Consider the following 19,118-nt stretch of genomic DNA (forward strand, 5'->3'; position numbering starts at 1 on the left):
AGTACGTAATAACACCAGAATACGGATCGAATGATGATGTGCCGTTGTAAATTCCCGAATTGTTCCCTGAATTGGTTTCAGTGGGAGGTGTAAACGAAATCGATGTTGCTGGTCTTACGATCATGCTTTGACCTCACTACAAAAGTCAGCTGGCCAATCCTGAGGGCCAAACCAATCAACGCTTTTCGCGTAAATCTTTGCCCGAAACGGAGAGAAACCACTTCTCACAAGCATTTCGCGAAATAGCTCAACAGTGATTGCTTTCCGAATTGGAACCTCAGGCCGGAACTGACATAAGAAGTCATGTACCAATGATGCATAAAATGCCTGTGGCCGCCCATCTGGATTCAACCTACCGTCAGGAACACCAAACCAAACAGTCCCAATTTTCCATGCAGGCGAACAACCGTCCCATGAATAAGGCGGATAAATCACAATCGCCTCATCCTCAATTTTTCCCCAATCGTTGGCAAAAAAAATCCCCGCCAGCAGCGGGGATTGATAACGATATAAAGTATCTAATTTATAGCGCCAAGTCATGCAGACCACCCCGCATAAACGTCAATGTCGGATAGCTCCTCCGCAGTCGTGGCCGCTGCAATCGCATCTTCCAGCTTTTGCCGCGCCCCGATAATCGAGCCAGAAGCCACAGCATAAGCGGTAGCTTTTTCGAGTACCCGTACTGCCAAGGTATTTACGTCAATGCCGCGTTGGGCAGCAATAGCCGACAGCAGGGGCGTGACCGCCGTGGGAGACACATCTAACGCACGCGCCTCGATGACTTGCTGATCCCACGACACAACCTCTCCATCTGGATAACCGGCCTTGAGACGGGTGAGTAGCTCATCGCAGCGAGTATTGACCGTGGCCAGCTTCTGTTGACGCATATCATCCAGCTTGCGCTGCACGTTCGCTGCAGCGACATCGGCAGGGAGCGCCTCGATAACAGACACGGCAATCACCACACGGCGCTCAGCATCGGCGGTGTATTCCACCCCCGTCTCATGGTGCGTGTCCGCATCAAACGACACAGGCGCACGTTCCACGGGCCACCAGCCGAATCCGCGCACACCAAGCGCCTTGTCTGTCCAGCTCAGATCAAGCAGCGATTCCAGCTCCAATCCGCTCAAGAACGGCGGCAGCGGCTCGTTTGAGCACGCCAATGTTTTCAAAGTTACTTTAATCATCACTCATCCTATCGCGGGTAAACCCAGACAAATTGCGCTTGGCTAGAGCCAGTTTTATCCAGCACAAGCAATCGATCACCGAATGGAACCATTTGAGTAGATCGGGCAGCGCCACCGGAACCGAGGCCAGATAGCATCACTATCGCAGTACCAACGTTGCCAAGATCATCCAGCCAAGCAAAGCCTAGCTGTGTCCGAGATCCAGCATAGTTCTCGTGCAATACTCCACCAAACACACCGCCAGAATGAGACCGTGCAGCAATAACATTCGGGCTAACGGCAACATACGATGCCGCTGAAGCAGCGCTAGAATTGCCGTTATTCCCGATTATTGACGCGCTAGGTTTTGACGGATTGCTCAAATCTGTCCGGCAAACGAAAGGACTACCGTAAGGGTCTCCTACAGAAAAACCTGCCATTGGCGAGTTCCCGTGATTAGCGTTATAGCCAATAAAGAAACCCTCTCCATTGAAGCCATAAGATTCAAAGCCAGCGAAATAAAGTCCAGCGGCACCAAAAGATGTCACGCCTCCACCATTGCTTGATCCAGCGGACGTAATGAGAGTGACAGCGAGAGACGACTTGTTGATCGAGTACAACCGGAATGGCGAGTGCTGAAACACGTTAGGGCTGGCGGATGCATTATACCCACCACCGAGAGAGGGATGAGCCATACCTGCAGCGTAGATAAGGGTGTTGTCCTCTCCAATACGCTGCAAGAATCCTGTGCCATAGGTAAAGGCTGTACTGACAAAACTCAGGTTTCCTGCATCATCCAGCGTAATAAAATAACAGGTCGAATTGGATTGGTCGCTGCGGATTGCCACCCACACTTCGCGGCCACCGAAATAGCCAAGCGGAGTAATAACCCAAGGAAGCCACCACTCGTTTGACGAAATACTCAACGGCGAGCCAGCAGACGTTCCTGTATTTGCATTGCTAATCGCGCCGGAATTGGCGTCAACGCGGAAAACCTGTATCCGCTGCGCTGATTCCGTATACAGACGGTGAGCCACCAGAATCAAATCAGGGCGAGACGATGGGATAACCCGCGCACTGCCGCAATTATTTTGCGGATCAGTCGAGATTGGCACCTGAGATTTAACAGCACATCCACCATTGCTGACATCAAACAGGGTCAGGTTAGTCTTGGCTGTCCCAGAAACTTCAGAAGTCAAAGCAACAAACGCTGTATCGCTGATTTTTAGACCACCAGCGAAGTAGCCGCCACCAGTTGGCTGAACAAGAATATTGGTTGAACTGGGCACATTTTGCACCGCGCTTACGGTGGCCGTGCCAACGCCAACACCGTTCGTAACCTTCGTCCAGTCCGAACGGTCATTGAAATTCGGATTGATAAACTTCCGAGCGCCAGCCACCAGCTGGCTGGTCGAGATGCTCAGAGAGCCGTCGTACTTAGCCGGAACGGGGAGACCGGGGGCGGCCTTTCCGATACTCGGCCCGTTCTTTGCGCCGTAGTTGTAAGGCATAGCAGCCCCTTCGCTTGATTAGAAGTCAGTGAATTCGGCGTAAGCGGCCACGCCCACAGAGGCAGCCACAGACATGCCCACATACAGCTCATCGCCTGCACCAAGGCGCAGCGGAGACACTTCGGTGGCCAGCGTGCTCACCGACTTGGTAGCGGCAGCAGTGGTCGATACCGTCACGGCAGGCAGGGACACTTGGTCGATCAACACGCGCTCAGAAGCAGGCTGCCCCGCACGACGCACGAACAGATAAGCCACGGTCGCGCTGATCGTGCCACGCGGCAGATACTGCAGACGGGTCACAATCGCGCCTTCTGCACCGGCAGTCATCAGCAGAGAGGTGCCGTTGACCGCACTCGCGGTATCGGCAATCGAGCCAGCACCCGTCAGGGCGATAGCAGCGGTCATTACCGCCGTGGCGGTCTTAGGATTCTGAGCAAAAACAGCAGTATTCGTCTTCGGCATTTCAGCACCTTAAAAAGAAAGCACTGCCGCATGTGCAGCAGCAAGAGTTGGAAGCGGATTGATTTGAGCCACAGCGTTATTCTTGGCTTGGTCGATGGCAGTCATCGCAGAGTCTTTTGCCGTGTTCACCGTTGCTGTCGCAGCAACAGCCGCATTTTCAGCAGATGCCTCAATCTCCGCCGCCTTTTCCTCGGCCACGGCCATCACATCAAAGACCGATGCCTGCCCTCCGATAGCCTCAACCGCCTTGGACAGCATCACAATGTCTTCTGCCGTCGCAGTCGCAGCCAGAGCGTCAATCCGTGCTTTAATCGCTTCAATCTGCGTGCGCAGAGGTGTTGCGATACTCATAGTCAAATCCCTAATCCGAGTAGATCATTCAGCCGCATGATTCGGATACGACGAGCCAATGCAGCATAATCGCCCGTCACATCATCGAGTGTTTGGCTAACCGTTTCGCTAACTTCTTGCCGAACCTGTGCCGTTGCTGCAGCAACAGACTGCCCAACCGCCAAACCCATCTGGTACAACAAAGGCTGATTTGTCACTTCAGGCATCATGTCCTCCATAAATGAAAAAGGGATGTCTTAAAGACACCCCCTAACGACACCACCCCAATATCAATTACACAGTGGCAGCTTGATACGCAGCTTCAAAATCAGCAAAAGAGCCGAGATTGGTAGTCACCGCCTCAACCGCAGCTAAGCGATTGTCCAAACCCGAAATTGCACTTTGATTAGCCAAAGCTTTGGCATTTACCTCATTGATCGCAGCGGCATAGCTAGACTTATCAGTAGTAGTCAGAGAGCTCAGACCAGCCAGCAGCGCAGCCAGATAAGCCTTTTCCGTGTCGGTGAAAGCGTTGGTGTCGATGTTGCTCTCGTAGAGAGCCTTGATCTGACCAGCGCTGAGCGCTTCATTCAGCATGTCGGGGTCGGAAACCTTAACGAACGATGCCGAGGTCAACGGGGTGATGGCGTCAACCACCATGTAGATCGCCCAGCGGGTATCGCCGTCATCTTCGACAAAGACCTGATCGCCAACCAGCGCAGTGGTCAGCGCATCACGGCCAGCGCATCACGGCCAGCGATGTCGTCCACCTTGTGAACGGTACGGTTACCGGCAAGCAGCTGATACAGCTTTTCCAGCGTATCGCCGGAAGCAGGCACTGCACCGCGCAGCGTGCTAAGGGCAGCATCACGGGCGGCAAGGGCTTCACCAGAAGCAAAAACCTTAACAGCAGCATCCTTTTGACCAACTAACAAACCAATCTGTTGAAGCAAATTCATATTTTCAATTCCCTAAAAAAATTAAGCCGACTTATAGCCGGCATCAAAAAGCGCACCAATTTCAGATGCATTCAAATTCGGGTCTAAACCTCCAACCCATTCACCACCACCAAGCAACAACCCATCACCGATGCCAGCAACAAACTGCTCCAATGGCCCAACAACATCCCCTTGGCTAAGCATGGCCTCAACTGCAATACCAGCTGCTGCCACTGCCTTATCCCTAGCCTGTTCAGCATCCTCTCGTGCAGCCTCTGCCCGAATGGCGTCATCAGAAACCGAATCCGCAATCTGCTGGGCAGCAACAGAAGCAACACCATAAACGGTTTGTTCAACCTCCTCCTTTGCTGCTTCAGCTGCCTGTTGTGCGATGGCTGCACTCTCAGCAAAACCACGCGCAGCCACCGTAGCCTGTTGCGATGCCAAAGCAGAGCCAGCTGCACCCTCCGCATAACTCTGAGCGAATAACGCCCATCGTTGCGAAGAAAAACCAGCTGTACCAACCACCGGCCCATCAACTTTTTCCGCCCAATCACGAGCCAACAACACAGCCTCATCTGCAGCCGCTGCCGCTTGCTCAGTCACCGCCCGATCCTCAGCAAACCGATTAACCAATAAATTGGCCGTTTCAGTTGCCGCATCCATTGCTGCAGCACTGGCTGCATCTTCCGCCGCTATTTGCGCTGCCTCAGCCGCCTGCTGTGCCGCCTCAGCCCCAGACCTTGCCGATACCGCCTGCTCAACAAACTGCGATAACTGTTCAGTGGTGACCGCAGGCCAAAGCCTGATACGCCCATCACTGCCCCAACCCAAAAAAGAGTCAGCGCGATTTGCCGGCGTAACCGTTGGCCACAACAACAACTTCCCAGACGCATCAAAAGCAAAAACCCTGTTCGATCTCTCGGACAGGGCCTCTGCAATGGGTGTCATCTCTGCACCCTCAGGTAAGATGATCGTTCGACCAAGCAATGATTCCGTTCTCGTAAAAGCTGAACTCACTGCATCAAACAACCGATTCACATCACCTGCACGCGCAACATCACCTTCAACCAAACGATCAGCCCGAGTTGGGTGATCAAAAAATGCATTATTCGGGGCTGTCATCGACGTTGACCCCTATTCGTATAGTGAACAAGCACCCCCTGAAAAGTGAAGGACGGCACATCGGCACCAAGATGCCACAGCAACAAAGCCATATTCGTACCTACACCATCCACCGTAAGCAATGGCGCAGACACCCGAGGACTCGACCATTCAAACGACCCAAAACGATCTATGTCCAACACCCCCGGGGCACGCTGAGTCACAATTGGCAAATTCAGGCCAGACGCATACTCTGGACTGTCGAAATCAAACAGCTGCTTAAAATGCAAGCGTACCGAGGTTGGCGACTCCATCTCAAACTGCACCCGATGAAACCGCTTCTTCGTCGATGGGGATCGAAAATGATTAAACGGCAGCAAAAGCCGCATCTCAATCGGCAGGCCATCAAAACTATGGCCCACATCCTCCATCATCACATAACCGTTATCTGTACCAAAGAAAGCCGTTTCCTCGCCATCAGCATCTTCACCACGGGCAACACAAGTTGGGCTATGTAGATACTGAAACACAGAAAAAGCCATCACTGCTGGTTCCACCATCGTGGCGGGACGATGTACTGTGCATGTCACTCCACGCCCACCACGCAGATAAAGCCGATACTGATTTTTCTGGCGAGAACTTCTTGCAAATAACACCTGCGTGAGTAACGGATCCAATAGTCGTTTAATCTCGCGTGACAAGACACCAGATTCAAAGTCCCCGAAAGCTTGGGTAGCATTCAGCGAAGTCACACCGCGATCATCAAGAAACAAAGCATTACCCGCTGTTTCAACCGCCGTGCCACGCCGAGCACCAATATCCTGAGCGTGAGTTTTCAGCTGCCAATCATCAACCGATGCACCCGCCAAAAGATAAATCCGGCTAGAACAAAATACCGCCAGCAAATCCCCCTTAAGCGGACACAAACCTGTAATGTCATCCCCAGTGCCAAGCAAACCAGCAGTAGAATCAAACACCATCGGATCACCAAGATTGCTGTGTTGCAGCTGCCCATTTGGATAAGCCAAAAACAAATGGCTCTTAAATGCCTGCACCAAATACGGACGATCAGCAAAATCAGCCCGACAAATAGCCCATTTTGATACGGTGGCGGTACCATCCATAGCCGTGACTGTCAGCACCAATGATGAACCAGAATAACTTTTAACCTTCCCTTTCATCCAACACGTAGGATTGTCCGGATCATAAACAAACAGCTCATCATCCACTTTCCAAGATCGATTAGCTTGCGTGATGGTAAAAGTCTTATCACCCAGCGCAGGAGCAAGGCTAGACGTACTGTCTGCCTCACTGCCAAAAATCACAGGGAAAAACTTCAACTCCTGACCATCAAACCGCCAAGGCCGATTCTTGCCATCACAGCCATACAAACTTTGCGTATAGCTTGCACCACCAAAATTATGTGCAATGGCCTCCAAACGACCATCTGGCAATAACTTATCGGTGATCTTCTGCCATCCTTCTTTAGACGATCCATACAACGCCGCCGCCTTTCCATCTGCCGTATTTCGCATTGCAAAGACCCGTGCCTTAAAAACAGCCACCCCGCGAATAGGCCCACTGCCTGGCACTGCTTGTATCGCTGTTCGTCTCTCAATTTTTTCGTCTGGTGTTAACGCCGAAGAAGGGAATGGCCGGCCATCAAAACGCTCATAACCGTCAATCCTCCGATAGCCGTTTTGCCCGAATACCTGCTCAACATTATGAGCAACCAATGCCCGACCAGCCTTGATTGAAAATGGAGACGACTCCAAGTCCAAACCACCAGACAAAGCGAAATACTGCACTTCAGTCGCCATACCACCCCCTCTAAGCCAACGACCACCCCCCAGAAGAATCACCCAACGGAACATAACCATCGAGCGGATAAACCCCTCTCGTTACCGACTGACGTTGACGTTGCTCAAGTCGCTGCAACACCTCAGCAAACATCATCTGTGCATGGGGCAACAACTCAGTTGCAGAATCATGGGACGCATAGCGCATCAACGCTTTCCACACGATAACCTGCTGGAAAGGCTCAGGAATAAGCGGCTCAGCTGTGTCATTTTCCAAGTCATGCCGGTCACGGTAATACTCGAAATGCAGCTCATAAAACGCATCTGGAGCAGGGAATACTTGCAACCCACCGTTCGGCCAGCGAGTCATCACCACCGGTGCAGCAGGTGTTGCCCCGCCATACAACCGAACCAACTTCCGAAAATCAGTATCAAACGTTACTGTACTGACACGACCATCTGCCGCATGCACACTGATGCTATCCGTGACAATCTTGCCCACATCACGCAAGCCAAATGTGCCAGAAAGGTCAAGCACACCATCACCGGGGGACACATCAATATAAGTTTTCACCCACAGCCAATCCCAATCACGCATCAAAATGATGTCCTGATAGGCCGACCGCACCCACTCAATTAACTTCCTATTCATGCCGACCTGCCCAGCAATCGCCGATGGTCCATCCCCCGACAATCCCGCCTCACTATGTACAGCTCGGCACAGCTCGATGAAGGTCATTTCAAAACACTGAACGGATAAGAAGGCACTTCAGATGCTGTCATGGTTTTCTGGTCATACTCAACCGACACAGCAAGCCGCAAGGGCTCCAATACTTCCTCGGGTACTGTCACCGGTACCCCGCGTTTAATCAGCCAGCTTTTACCATTCAGACCAATAAACACATCATCACTGGCCCCCTTTTCCTTAGGAATCGTGATAGTGACTTCTTTTGCTGCCATAACTACCCCCAAAACAAAAAGCCCCGCATAGGCGGGGCAAATACCGAATCAATCACAACATCACAGCTCAGTGACAGCAACCTCAAGTCGTGCCATCCAAGCCTCGTTCAATCTGGCACCTGCCCACCAAGTTTTCCAGCCAACGGAACCGCGTTGACCCAGCGGATCACCACCGCGAGGCTGGCCAGGTTGCAGAACCTTAGGCTCAATGGCATTTTTTCCCTTAAGCGGCACCAGCCCATAACTATCGGCCCCAACAATCACCATGGGGTACACATCAGCGGCCGTGCCAGAAGTCGAACGCATCGCACCCTTAGCACCACCCGCATCCAAAAACGGCAACAGCACTGGCGATAAAATAAAGCGGATATTTTCAACTTTACCCACTTCATGCGGGAACGCCTTCACAGCTTGGCCATATTGTTCAACCGGCGTAAAACTCGGCAAATTGCGCAAGTCAGCTTCACAATCCGTGTGGGCAAAACAGATATAGGCTGCTGCCACAGCCTCAGTCTTGTAATTCGGACTTGCCGACAACGCTTTTGTGACAGGTTTGGCACGCATACGATGCAACATCCGCGTGACAGCACGAAGCTTGTTTAACGAAACAGGTGTATTCACTGCATTACGCGCGGTGCCATTCTGAAAGAACACATTAGTGCCACCGCGCAGCACACCCCACAACAACAGCTCACACGTCTCTGCAGCTTGTTCACCACACAACATCGTGGCATCTTTCAGCACCGGATCTTCTGCCAGATCCTGCACCTTATCAGTGATCTCAACATAATCCCCATACTGCTGTAACTGCACATTCACATCTTCATACGCCATCGCCTTGGCAACCGGCGTAACTCCTTCAGTGAGTGGCGTAGTCGCAGGCGCAAACGGCACTGGACGCCGGAACTTAACTGCTTCCGACTTGTTCGCTGGAACGGGCTTGCTTTGTCCAAATCGTTCAAGGACAAGAATCGGCTCTGCATGAGCAAGCATATCTGCTGCCGCCCAAGCAGCGGTGCGCTGGCTAATCGAACCATAAGTGGTTGTTGGCATAAATACTCCTTAGTGATCAAACGCGGGAAGCGTAAAAATTAAATGCCGCATCAAAATCATCCGGCACCCCAGACACCACAGGGGGCGGACGTCGTGTAGAAATCGCAGTACCAGACTGCAACTTCCGTTTTCGTTCATCCGTGACAGCTGCCCGTGCGACCTGATGCTGAGACTTAAACTGGGTCAACAACCAAGCAGATTCGCGAGGATCATCACTCTCAATGATTGACTGGATACGTGGCGGCTGGCTGGATAGCCACAGACGGAAATCAGATGTGTTTACTGTTTGCACCCAATCAGGATGCACCGCCTCAAGCGCCGCAATCTGTGTCTTACGCAACTCCTCCTGCTGCAACTGCAATGCTGGAATAGCGGCACGTTGTGCTGCTTCATCAGCAGCCTGCTGAGCAATCGCCGCACTATCCCGCAACAAGGCATCACGGAACCCTTCCTGAGCTTTCATCAGAATCTTCGCCGTTTCAGGCAAATCCAACTTCACCCGTTCCCACTCTTCAGGTGTCATCCCAACAGGGACAACCCCCTCCTGACTTTGCGCGATTGGTAAAGCCGGTGGTGTAGCTAGAGTGGGGCTACCGTGAGACGGCGTGTTGGTGGATGCAACTGGGGGCACACTAGGCTGTACCGCTGGCCGAGCAATCACCCCTTGCATCGCATTCATACGTTCTTGCTTTAACTGCACCTCAGCCAAAGCCGCATTAAACTTTTCCTCTTGTGCCTTATCGTCAATGTTCTCCACTGAAGTAGCGGGTTGAACCGCCACCTCAGTCGGTTGTACGCCCGCACTATCAACAGCTAAATCATCTGCCGGCTGATCATCACCACCAGAAAACTCAGCAAACGAAGCATCAAAATCATCCATATCGATTCCCACCAAAGAAAAAGCCCAGCAAAACTCTCTGCTGGGCAATCAATATCAGTTCAAAAATTACGCTATCCGTAAATTTGGTTAAAAACTCTCACCTTGATGACATAATTTTTCCTGAAGTGCATAACCCATTAGAGGCCAAACCTTGTTAATGGCGTTCTCGCGGGCAATCTTGCGGCCAATCTCGGCATCGAAGTTTTCTGGGCTGACACAGGCCGACTCGCCGGTGACAGTGAAGCCGTTGCGCAGCACCAGCACGCAGAACGTCAAAAGCGACAGTTCGGCAGGAATGTCGAACTTCTCCATGACTACTCCGGTCTGAACGCCAGAGGCCCACGCACCCTCTCGGGCAGTGAAGTAATGCTCGCTGGCAATGTTAGCCTCAATGTCAGCCGGGGTGATGCGTGGTGCGGTCAAGCCCTTGGCTTGGATTTCATTTTCGAGTTCTCGGTCAGTCATTTCTTTCTCTCTGAAAAAAGTAAAGCCACTTATTAGAAGCGGCTTTATACGTAAATCCCACGATCTTCAATTGAATCCGACGGCGGTTTATCCGACACCAAACGGCGGATATCTCGCATCAAAGACAGACGACCACGAACGAATTGCGTGTGCCGATCATCCAACGCAGGAGACAACAACGACTTCATATCCAACTCTTCCAATTCACAGAGCTCCCGATCAATTGCCTGCCAGACATCACTATTCGGATCAATCACCATCATCATATCCCCGCACCTGTCCCAATACGCAAAGCCGCCTCAGCATTAAATAGCTGATGCTTACTATCCAAGGTCATTGCTGTTTGCTGCCGCGCAGCTTCGATTTGAGCCGCAGTCAATTCACTATCAGTTTGCACTTTCAACAGTGCCATCTGTGCCTTACTCTCAGCCTCGGCTTCACGCAATGCCAATTCACGCGATGCAATCTGCTGATCCGCAGCAAGTTTTTGCGCATTCATCTGCATCTCAACTTGATGCTGTTGTTGTGCCGATTGCAATTTCTGCTGTTCCAACTGCAACCGCTGCTGCTCAAGTGCAATCTTTGGATCCTGTTGTGGTGGCCCTGACTGTTTGCTTTGCTGCATCGATTTAATCTCATCATCAGACAAAATCAAACCATCAGCATTGATATTCATCGATTGCACAAGCTTACGATACAACTCTTGCACCTTTGTAATCTCAGACAACACCGGATTCGACTGCGACAACTGCAACAACTTCAACAAACCATCGGTTTGCTGTTCTCGCACCAGTAGAGATGACGATCCAAGGGGCACAATTTCACAATCCCCTTTTGCACTCTCATCATCATCAAACTGCATAAACCAATCGTACAGCCGCATCAAAAAAGGCCGAGTAATACATTCATCGAACTGCCGCACCAAACGCCGCACCACTGTGTTTGCCGAGTTCATGAGAATGCCCATGCCTTGAGCCGTTTTCGTCACCGTTGGCCCCTGCTGCCCCTGTGCAATCTGCGGTAAGCCAGTCTCATCATCCACAAAACGCTGTGCCATCGAAAACAAGTTCACCAACTCACCAAGATTAGACTGAACAGGGAACACGCCAAACGCTGCATTGACCGGCACATTCTGCTGCTGCAACTCCCATACCTTACCCGGTCGCAACACCCAAGACCCATCACGCGGTGACAAAATCGCCGAATTAACGACAACCTGAGGCATCACAGACATCGATGCGTTATCAAGCAACATCCGCCACGCCGCATTACACACACGCTGACTATCTCGACACATGGCAGGGACACCAAAGCCGAACGGGCTCGAATCGTCTTTTTCCCACACGAAAAACGAATAGGGTTTCTCCCCCGTATCCAACGGGTTAACAATCGCCTTAATCACCACACCGTGACAGAACCAGACAATGCCCTGATACACATCCAACGGGTTCTCATCGATCTCCACCCCAGCAGAAATCAAATCCTCCTGAGCAATTTCACCGTGGTATTCCCACACCTCGAACCGGCCATCTCCGCGACTGTCACTTGATCTTGCATTATCAACCTCGCCAGACATCTGCCGCTTTCGCGCATCAGACTCAAGCAGCTCAGCAATCGCATGAGACAAAAAGCCAGCACTAGCAGGTAAACGCGCTAAGTCTCTCAACTGCTGCCGTGTCATACGATGCCGTTCGATCACCCACTCTGCTTCTTGAATATCCCTTGCATCTGTATCAACAAACACATCCCAAGGGCTCACTGATTCAGCCGCTGGCGTAATATCTTCACGAAAAGTCAGGCGACTAATTCCAGAAGCATCACGCTGCCACTGCTTCGCAAAGCGGTTACGAATCACGGGGCCCTTAAGCACGCCCGTACCTAACACCACAGCGTTATGGATCACATCACGCAACTGTGCGTTGTAATCACACTCCTCAAGGGCATCAGCCATCTTCTGCCGCATCAATTGCGCTGCCACAGCCGCATCCTCAGCCACAACCGATTGAGGAATTGGCGTTGGCCTGATATCCCAGTTTCGATCATCGGTCGGCATCAGCATCTCAGCCAAACGCGATTCTGCGGCATTACACTTAACTCGCGTCAGATTCACAAAAGCCTGAGACCGTCCCTGAGCCTTGAGCATACTGATGGTTTCCGGATCATACTCACCACGCCACTGCCGAATATCAGATAACCACCGTGTCTCAATATCAGACTTTGCAGAAACAGCATTATCAACAAGCGACTGCAGACGAGCACCAAACAACTGCAACGTATCACGACGCCTAGCCTGTGCCTGCTCATCCTCAAGCACCATGCTTTCATCTTCACCCATATCAATATCCCGAAAAACTATCAGCAGGCAGATAATCCGCCGTGACGTGCACAATCTTTTTCACCATCGGATCACGATGACCCACCACCAGATAACGGAATGCATCAGCCGCATGGCTAGACCAATCGTGCAACGGCCTTGCTTTAAACTCCTTGGTTTTGCGGTCCGTGTCCCTACGGTAATGCCTCAGCGCCTCAATGCCTGTCGCACAACGCTCGGCATCAAACCAACATCGATCCAGAAACAAACGCACTGCATGAATGCCATCTTGCAACCCGATCTGTGGTGCAATCCGAAAATCAATCCCTAACTTTTGAGCAACCTCAATGCGTGATTTACCTGTGCCAAGCTCGCGCACTTGCAAATCGTGAGGGCCAGTGTGGTCACCATACAGATACCCCTTCTCAAACAGCACCCGCGCATAATCATCTAATGCATCACCACTGCTCTCGTAGTAGTCAACGACGCGAACCTCACGCCCACAATTCTGATAAAACCAAATAGCCGTACTGTCTGAAATACCAAGATCCCACGCCGTATTAACTGGAATACCACGCTCAATCGGCACCCGTGTTACACGGCCCTCTGCCACAGCCCTATCAATATCTGCAGCGAAATACGCCCCAGCCACTGCAGCCTCAAAGCTGCACTCATACTCTTGCCGGTACTGATCTGGTGTCATACTGCGCAGGGCATCATCCAGCTCGTCTTTCGGTATCAGCCCCGTCTCAGACGCTCGCAACGTGATAGCAAGCCAACCCTCTGTTGCTTGAGCAAGCTGGTATCTTTTGTAAAAGTCATTACGGCCCTTGGGTGTACCAGCAAACACTGCCCAACCCTTACGATCAGACAGTGCCGGACGAATCACCTCGGCAAACACACCTGGCCGAAAATCGCCAAACTCATCCAACACAGCACCATCAAAATACAAACCCCGCATTGCCTCAGCGTTATCCGCCCCAAACAGGCGGACCCGATTCCCATTCACCAACTCAACGAAGAGCTCAGATTCGCTCTTATCGTCCATAACCGGCGCTGCAAACTCCTTCAAATAACGCCAAGCAATATCTTTTGCTTGCTTTCGATAGGGGGCGATATAGGCATACAACGCATTCTGCTTGGTCGTCGAAATCGCACCTGCTAGTAAGTCATTCACTGTTGCCACTGTCTTGCCGGCACGACGATGCGCCACAAGCACAGTCCAACGTTCGCGCCGAGCGTGGAACCTCAGGAAAGGCGAACGGGGCACATACAACATCTCAATTGCTGCCACTATGCCCACCCTCATCAATTGCTCGTGGCGGCATACCTCCCCAAGAAACCGCCAATGGGCCACCCCCAGCCCCTGTTACCTCCTGCTGCAACTTGTCACGCCACTTGTCCGGCTGTCGATTTTTCAGCCAAAACGTTGCAGCTGCCGTATCTGGCGGGTAATACTTCACAATTGGCGTCAGCGTCACAGAGCCTTGGTAGCTCGACACATGCACATCATCATGTGCATACCCAATTGCCCGAGCATAAAGACCCTGAGCAACCTCACCATCCGCCATCACCTTGCCCCGACGCAAGGCATTGGCAAAAGATCGATGTGCCTTCTTCCACTTGTTAATCGTCGTTTCAGACACCGAAAAAAAAGACGCCAATTCGGCGTCTGTCAAACCCAGCAAGCACAAACGATAGGCCTGCTCATCAAAATCAGAGTGATAAATCGGTTGCCTACCTACGGACTTCTTTACCTTTTTTACCTTCCCAGATGTTCTTACCATTACCCATTGCCCCCGAAATCAGTCCGCCGAGCTGGCCAAACATCGTTGAATACTGTGGCAGCTGTAACACCTCCCGTGCCAAAACCTGACCTGCCAACTGTCCAATCCCCGACGAATTGCCACGCACCACCGATTGGGCCGACTGCCGGTAAGGTGCAAAACGTGCATCGGAAGACAAATAACCGCCCAACCCACCAGCCAGTGCCGCCAGCGGATCAACCTTTCCGGATCGCACCAAACTGGGCACAGCACCAACTGCAGCCCCTGCAGCTACCTTCCCAGCTGTACCAAGATTCGCCGCCTGAGACATCGAGCCCAGCCCAGCCGTGGCCGCACCAATCAGTGCATTCTTCGGGTCAAACTTCCCAGTCACCATTGCCGGCATGCCACCACCCACAACCGCCCCAGCAGCCATCTTTCCAGCCAAAGCAGAACCCGTAGCACTCCCAATTGCCGGTGCCAATGCCCCGCCTGTCATCGCTGCCAAAGACCCCATTGCCGCGACTTGCAAGCCATCCATCAACTTATCCGACCAATCTTTTTTAGTCTGATAACGCCATGACCCAGCGGGCACAAGCCACCCAAATTGCGGGTGATAGCGCAACATCTTTTCGAGCCCCGGTGTATACGTTGCGTCATCATCAAGCGGCATACTGACCCACTTCACCCCGCCAATCTCCACACCATCAGCAGGCATCCCGCGTGTGTTCACAATCGGCGTATTCGTTTGGACAGACTGCTGGATAATCTTGTCCTGCATCTCTGGCGAAAGCCAACCACGCCAGCCACCTCGCCGGTTAACCATCTCGTCACCATAAACCCCCCCGGCAACTCGATCAGCACGAGACACATCCACATCAGCCCGACCATCAAACTTCACATCAGGCATCGAATTCAGACGCGCAACACTCCCAGCAATATCAATACGCGTTGGTGCCGAATCCTCAGTACCCGTTACATACACCAAACCAGACCCAAACCCAGAAGCCTTTAACTTCTGATCAATCGCAGCATGCAGCCCATCATCAAGCCTTGGTGCCGGACGTCTATCAGACCACCCTGCATTAACACGTGCCTCATCAGCAGCAAGCCTCTGCGCCATCTCATTCATAAACTCAGCATAGTCACCTCGGGTCTTAATCTCCCGAGTAGACCAGTCGCCCAGACTATCCATCCCAGAACGAAGCAAACCCATGTACTAGCTCCCAAACGAAAAAAGCCCTGAAGCAGAAGCTTCAAGGCTTTATGGCGCAGTTATCCACGCTAATGTTTTCATTCTATTTTTACTCACAACACCATGTCAATTAACATTAAAAATATGCCATTCTGGACTAAACTAATTCAACAAAAATCCCAAAGTCTTGAACTGTTGTCTGGCAACCAATACAAGCCAAAAAAGTAGGAAAAATCACCCTGTTTTTACAACACCTCGGCGTGTACCAAACGCTGTTTTAACAAATCAGCAAGCTGCAACTCAAGAACAGCACAACCACGCCGTAAAACGGCATTTAAACGCTCACACGCATCAGCAATCCGGCGTGAGATCGTCTGTTGGCTTAAACGATAACTCTCAGCCATCAACTGCTGACTCCTAATTCCTCTACCCAACCACCTCCGCACCAGCTCAAGTTTTAACGGCATTGGCCAGCCCTTTGGCAACACCAACAGTGCCGACTGCTTAATTGACTTCGCAGACCCCAAAAAATACGCAGTCAACACCGCCTGCTCATCTGCAGGCAATCGGCCCACCTTAGCAAGCACATCAACTGCCATACACCGCAACTCACCTTGGGACATCCCAACAAAGGCAGGTGATGTGCGTTCATGATATGGGCTAATCTGCACAGATTCCGTCTCAAACATCTGAAAAGACCAACCGAGCAAGTCAAGCACAGAGAAAAACATCAGAACTCCTCAACATCCCAGCCACCACCGGCTTTTTTCGTTCGAACACGCACGGCCAGAAATCGGAAGGGATATAACTCAGCTGCCACCTTAATCTTCACACGAGCATCATCAGTCCAAAATCCCTTCACCTCATGCATCTCCATCTGACCATCACCACGCAGCACAGCAAAATCCGGCGAATAAAAACATCCATCAGCCAGCCGCAGCTTTACCCCCTCAAATCGGTACCACAGAATCTCACCAGCTACTTTCTGTGCCTCCAACGCTGCTGCATAAGCCTGCTCCGTTTTATTCATCACACCAGCTTTCAAACGGCCCAGTGCAAAAGACTTATTCATCACGCAGCAACCCGATTGGTAAAACGACCTTTCAACATTGCCATCGCTTCGCTAATACGCTTTTTCGAATCAGCAACCGACACACTCTGTTTGCCAGGAGCAGGTAAAGATAACGCTGCCGGTGGAATTTCCCGCCAAGATCCCTTCTGCATCTCAGCATCCAATGCCGCTGTCCATCTCGTCTTCATGCTTCCCCAAGTACCATTCCGCATGTCAAAAGCCCCGATCTTTGTTGCCGCCCAAAAAATAGCTGGATGAGACCATGTATCCTTGCCTCGATCTCGCAACTGCAGCTGCGTCACCGCCTCAAAAAATGCTGCCTCAGGCTCAAGCACTGGCCGACATGCCACCAGAAACTCGGCGAAGCTTGGCGGCCACGCGAATCTCTTGCGGCAAACATCAAGACCTGTTTTCACGTCCTGTACCGTCAAACCCTCCTGAGCAAACCCCTCAGCCCACGCCAACCGCCAATTCTCCACCGCTTGCTCACACCCAAAAGCCGAGCGGAATTTATGCGGATAAAGCCCATCAAATCGATTGAACAAGTGATCAATCGGTGCAAGACCATCAAGTTTTGGATGTGGTTCAAGCCACACATTCAATCTGCTGAGTGCCATAAAAAACTCCAACATGGTTGCTATTACGATGACTGCTGCCGCGATTCACGAAAGCAATAGGATCAAACTTCTCTTGTGCTCTACCACCAACACTCAAACGGCTTACACGGGCCGAGCTGCTTTGTGCTGCTGTGTTTTGTTTCTGTGGTTGTGCAGATGACTGCCGTGCCTTCAACAACACAGTCCGCGCACACTTAAGGGCATAACTAACAGCAGTTGCATTGCGTTCCCGCGCCATCATGCAACCGGTTTGCAACAACTCCGGAGTTAAACCGCTATCAACCAACGTCTTCAAGAACTCAAGTTCTCGTTGGATCTCCGAATCTTTCCAGCCATCTGTCTTCAGCAATCGGGCAAATTGTGCGAGGCGAGCTACCCCTGATGTTTTCGCCGACTCAGCAAAATTGCCTCGCGCGGTAATATCATCTCTGTTTTTATATCTCTGACTCTCTGATATGTGACGCTCATGGCTAGCGTTCATGTCTTCAAAAGCAGGCTGCGAAAACTCTTTAACATCATGATTTGAAAGGTTTTTTTGTTGTTTTTTATGTGCATCAAAACCCGTGACGTTCATTTGACGTTCATCTTTTGGGCAAAATGAAGCGTTTTCTGATGTTTTTGCCTTTGATAATCCAACCACCAGCATGAGATTCTTTTGCTCTTCTGGTGTGGAAACTCTCTCCGTCAATCCGACACGGTTTAGCTCATCAAGCTGGCATCTGATCGAGCGATGATTTGGCAAGTAAGGTTTGCGCTTGCTACCTCTTGCTGGATAAAAGCCAACTACAGTGCCTAATCCGTTAATACTTACCCGCGACTCACGACCCACAGTGCCGGTCTTGATGTCCATGCACGGGCGCAAACCCAATACGTAAAGCCGCATTGCCTCCAAACTGCACTCAGCAAGCAGTGACAGCTCCTCGGCAGACAGATAAATACCGTTCATTTCAATCCCCAAGTGGCCACATCAATCCTCTCGCTTACCTGCGCGAGAAAGCTTAGAGTTAAATCCATACAGGTACTGGTTAATCAAAACGGCAACGAACTCACTTGCAGTCAGCTCATGAAACTCAGCAGCACGCAGCAAATCGTTTTTTGCTTGCGTCGTGATGCGAGACTTCACTTCCTCAGTCCGCTTGCTGCCAAAAGGCAGCTGTCTTGATAAAAGGATTCTTTGACACATGAAACGGTTACTCCTTCGCGATCAGCACAGCCAAGTTTTCTGTCTTGTCAACCACCCTTACATGCAGAAGCAACAGAGCATTTCCGACATGCCAAGAAATTCTCCTACCACGGTCTCCCGACAGAATTGAGTTGATCAACGAGAGGCTAATAGCGGCTTTTCTCGCGATCTCTTGCTTTGTTAAACCTGCCTGTAGCAGGTCATTGATGATTTTTTTCCAATCCATTCAATAATTTTAATCACATTTGTGATTTATGTAAACACGTTTCGTGATCTCATAAAAACACAATTGTGTTCTTGAAA

The 19,118-nt window shown here is 51.3% G+C and carries 25 protein-coding genes; all 25 read right to left on the reverse strand.

Annotated features, from left to right (window positions below):
• Positions 1 to 120: 120 nt before the first annotated feature.
• Complete coding sequence (locus tag ACYVJG_RS02645; RefSeq protein ID WP_460429644.1) at positions 121 to 540, reverse strand: hypothetical protein; 420 nt, start codon at positions 538 to 540, stop codon at positions 121 to 123.
• Positions 537 to 1,187, reverse strand: coding sequence for a hypothetical protein (locus ACYVJG_RS02650; RefSeq protein WP_460429645.1), 651 nt, complete (start codon positions 1,185 to 1,187; stop codon positions 537 to 539). The genes ACYVJG_RS02645 and ACYVJG_RS02650 overlap by 4 nt, the downstream gene beginning before the upstream one ends.
• 8 nt (positions 1,188 to 1,195) lie before the next feature.
• Complete coding sequence (locus ACYVJG_RS02655; protein WP_460429646.1) at positions 1,196 to 2,677, reverse strand: hypothetical protein; 1,482 nt, start codon at positions 2,675 to 2,677, stop codon at positions 1,196 to 1,198.
• An 18-nt stretch (positions 2,678 to 2,695) separates the two neighbouring features.
• Positions 2,696 to 3,139: a hypothetical protein gene (locus tag ACYVJG_RS02660; RefSeq protein ID WP_460429647.1), complete on the reverse strand. Its 444-nt coding sequence runs from the start codon at positions 3,137 to 3,139 to the stop codon at positions 2,696 to 2,698.
• 9 nt (positions 3,140 to 3,148) lie between these two features.
• Complete coding sequence (locus tag ACYVJG_RS02665; RefSeq protein ID WP_460429648.1) at positions 3,149 to 3,490, reverse strand: hypothetical protein; 342 nt, start codon at positions 3,488 to 3,490, stop codon at positions 3,149 to 3,151.
• Between the two features lie 2 nt (positions 3,491 to 3,492).
• Positions 3,493 to 3,696, reverse strand: coding sequence for a hypothetical protein (locus ACYVJG_RS02670; RefSeq protein ID WP_460429649.1), 204 nt, complete (start codon positions 3,694 to 3,696; stop codon positions 3,493 to 3,495).
• A 67-nt stretch (positions 3,697 to 3,763) separates the two neighbouring features.
• Positions 3,764 to 4,129, reverse strand: coding sequence for a hypothetical protein (locus ACYVJG_RS02675; protein ID WP_460429650.1), 366 nt, complete (start codon positions 4,127 to 4,129; stop codon positions 3,764 to 3,766).
• Between the two features lie 65 nt (positions 4,130 to 4,194).
• Positions 4,195 to 4,428, reverse strand: coding sequence for a hypothetical protein (locus ACYVJG_RS02680; protein WP_460429651.1), 234 nt, complete (start codon positions 4,426 to 4,428; stop codon positions 4,195 to 4,197).
• Positions 4,429 to 4,449: 21 nt separating this feature from the next.
• Positions 4,450 to 5,532: a hypothetical protein gene (locus tag ACYVJG_RS02685; RefSeq protein WP_460429652.1), complete on the reverse strand. Its 1,083-nt coding sequence runs from the start codon at positions 5,530 to 5,532 to the stop codon at positions 4,450 to 4,452.
• Positions 5,529 to 7,331: a hypothetical protein gene (locus ACYVJG_RS02690; RefSeq protein ID WP_460429653.1), complete on the reverse strand. Its 1,803-nt coding sequence runs from the start codon at positions 7,329 to 7,331 to the stop codon at positions 5,529 to 5,531. The genes ACYVJG_RS02685 and ACYVJG_RS02690 overlap by 4 nt, the downstream gene beginning before the upstream one ends.
• A gap of 10 nt (positions 7,332 to 7,341) precedes the next feature.
• Positions 7,342 to 8,049 (reverse strand): phage adaptor protein, encoded by a 708-nt coding sequence (locus ACYVJG_RS02695; protein WP_460429654.1) that lies wholly within the window; start codon positions 8,047 to 8,049, stop codon positions 7,342 to 7,344.
• Positions 8,046 to 8,270, reverse strand: coding sequence for a hypothetical protein (locus tag ACYVJG_RS02700; protein ID WP_460429655.1), 225 nt, complete (start codon positions 8,268 to 8,270; stop codon positions 8,046 to 8,048). Before ACYVJG_RS02700 ends, ACYVJG_RS02695 begins: the two co-directional genes overlap by 4 nt.
• Before the next feature lie 60 nt (positions 8,271 to 8,330).
• A complete protein-coding gene (locus ACYVJG_RS02705; protein WP_460429656.1) occupies positions 8,331 to 9,323 on the reverse strand; it encodes a N4-gp56 family major capsid protein in 993 nt (330 codons plus the stop codon).
• A gap of 16 nt (positions 9,324 to 9,339) precedes the next feature.
• Positions 9,340 to 10,203 (reverse strand): hypothetical protein, encoded by an 864-nt coding sequence (locus ACYVJG_RS02710; RefSeq protein ID WP_460429657.1) that lies wholly within the window; start codon positions 10,201 to 10,203, stop codon positions 9,340 to 9,342.
• Between the two features lie 87 nt (positions 10,204 to 10,290).
• Positions 10,291 to 10,668, reverse strand: a complete 378-nt coding sequence (locus ACYVJG_RS02715; protein ID WP_460429658.1) for a Gp49 family protein — start codon at positions 10,666 to 10,668, stop codon at positions 10,291 to 10,293.
• A 44-nt stretch (positions 10,669 to 10,712) separates the two neighbouring features.
• The gene (locus ACYVJG_RS02720) at positions 10,713 to 10,934 is read right to left on the reverse strand and encodes a hypothetical protein (RefSeq protein WP_460429659.1); all 222 of its coding nucleotides are present in this window, start codon (positions 10,932 to 10,934) and stop codon (positions 10,713 to 10,715) included.
• Positions 10,931 to 13,003, reverse strand: coding sequence for a portal protein (locus tag ACYVJG_RS02725; RefSeq protein WP_460429660.1), 2,073 nt, complete (start codon positions 13,001 to 13,003; stop codon positions 10,931 to 10,933). Before ACYVJG_RS02725 ends, ACYVJG_RS02720 begins: the two co-directional genes overlap by 4 nt.
• A gap of 1 nt (position 13,004) precedes the next feature.
• Positions 13,005 to 14,276 (reverse strand): terminase large subunit domain-containing protein, encoded by a 1,272-nt coding sequence (locus ACYVJG_RS02730; protein ID WP_460429661.1) that lies wholly within the window; start codon positions 14,274 to 14,276, stop codon positions 13,005 to 13,007.
• Positions 14,263 to 14,628 carry a hypothetical protein gene (locus ACYVJG_RS02735; RefSeq protein ID WP_460429662.1) on the reverse strand — a complete coding sequence of 122 codons (366 nt, stop codon included), beginning with the start codon at positions 14,626 to 14,628 and terminating at the stop codon, positions 14,263 to 14,265. Before ACYVJG_RS02735 ends, ACYVJG_RS02730 begins: the two co-directional genes overlap by 14 nt.
• A gap of 91 nt (positions 14,629 to 14,719) precedes the next feature.
• Positions 14,720 to 15,964 (reverse strand): hypothetical protein, encoded by a 1,245-nt coding sequence (locus ACYVJG_RS02740; protein WP_460429663.1) that lies wholly within the window; start codon positions 15,962 to 15,964, stop codon positions 14,720 to 14,722.
• A 224-nt stretch (positions 15,965 to 16,188) separates the two neighbouring features.
• Positions 16,189 to 16,674: a hypothetical protein gene (locus ACYVJG_RS02745; RefSeq protein WP_460429664.1), complete on the reverse strand. Its 486-nt coding sequence runs from the start codon at positions 16,672 to 16,674 to the stop codon at positions 16,189 to 16,191.
• Complete coding sequence (locus ACYVJG_RS02750) at positions 16,674 to 17,015, reverse strand: DUF1064 domain-containing protein (RefSeq protein ID WP_460429665.1); 342 nt, start codon at positions 17,013 to 17,015, stop codon at positions 16,674 to 16,676. The genes ACYVJG_RS02745 and ACYVJG_RS02750 overlap by 1 nt, the downstream gene beginning before the upstream one ends.
• Positions 17,015 to 17,632: a hypothetical protein gene (locus tag ACYVJG_RS02755; RefSeq protein ID WP_460429666.1), complete on the reverse strand. Its 618-nt coding sequence runs from the start codon at positions 17,630 to 17,632 to the stop codon at positions 17,015 to 17,017. The genes ACYVJG_RS02750 and ACYVJG_RS02755 overlap by 1 nt, the downstream gene beginning before the upstream one ends.
• Complete coding sequence (locus ACYVJG_RS02760) at positions 17,601 to 18,578, reverse strand: hypothetical protein (RefSeq protein WP_460429667.1); 978 nt, start codon at positions 18,576 to 18,578, stop codon at positions 17,601 to 17,603. The genes ACYVJG_RS02755 and ACYVJG_RS02760 overlap by 32 nt, the downstream gene beginning before the upstream one ends.
• 21 nt (positions 18,579 to 18,599) lie before the next feature.
• On the reverse strand, positions 18,600 to 18,815 hold the full coding sequence (locus tag ACYVJG_RS02765; RefSeq protein ID WP_460429668.1) for a hypothetical protein: 216 nt from the start codon (positions 18,813 to 18,815) through the stop codon (positions 18,600 to 18,602).
• Between the last annotated feature and the right edge of the window lie 303 nt (positions 18,816 to 19,118).

The organism is Aquaspirillum soli (assembly GCF_054781915.1).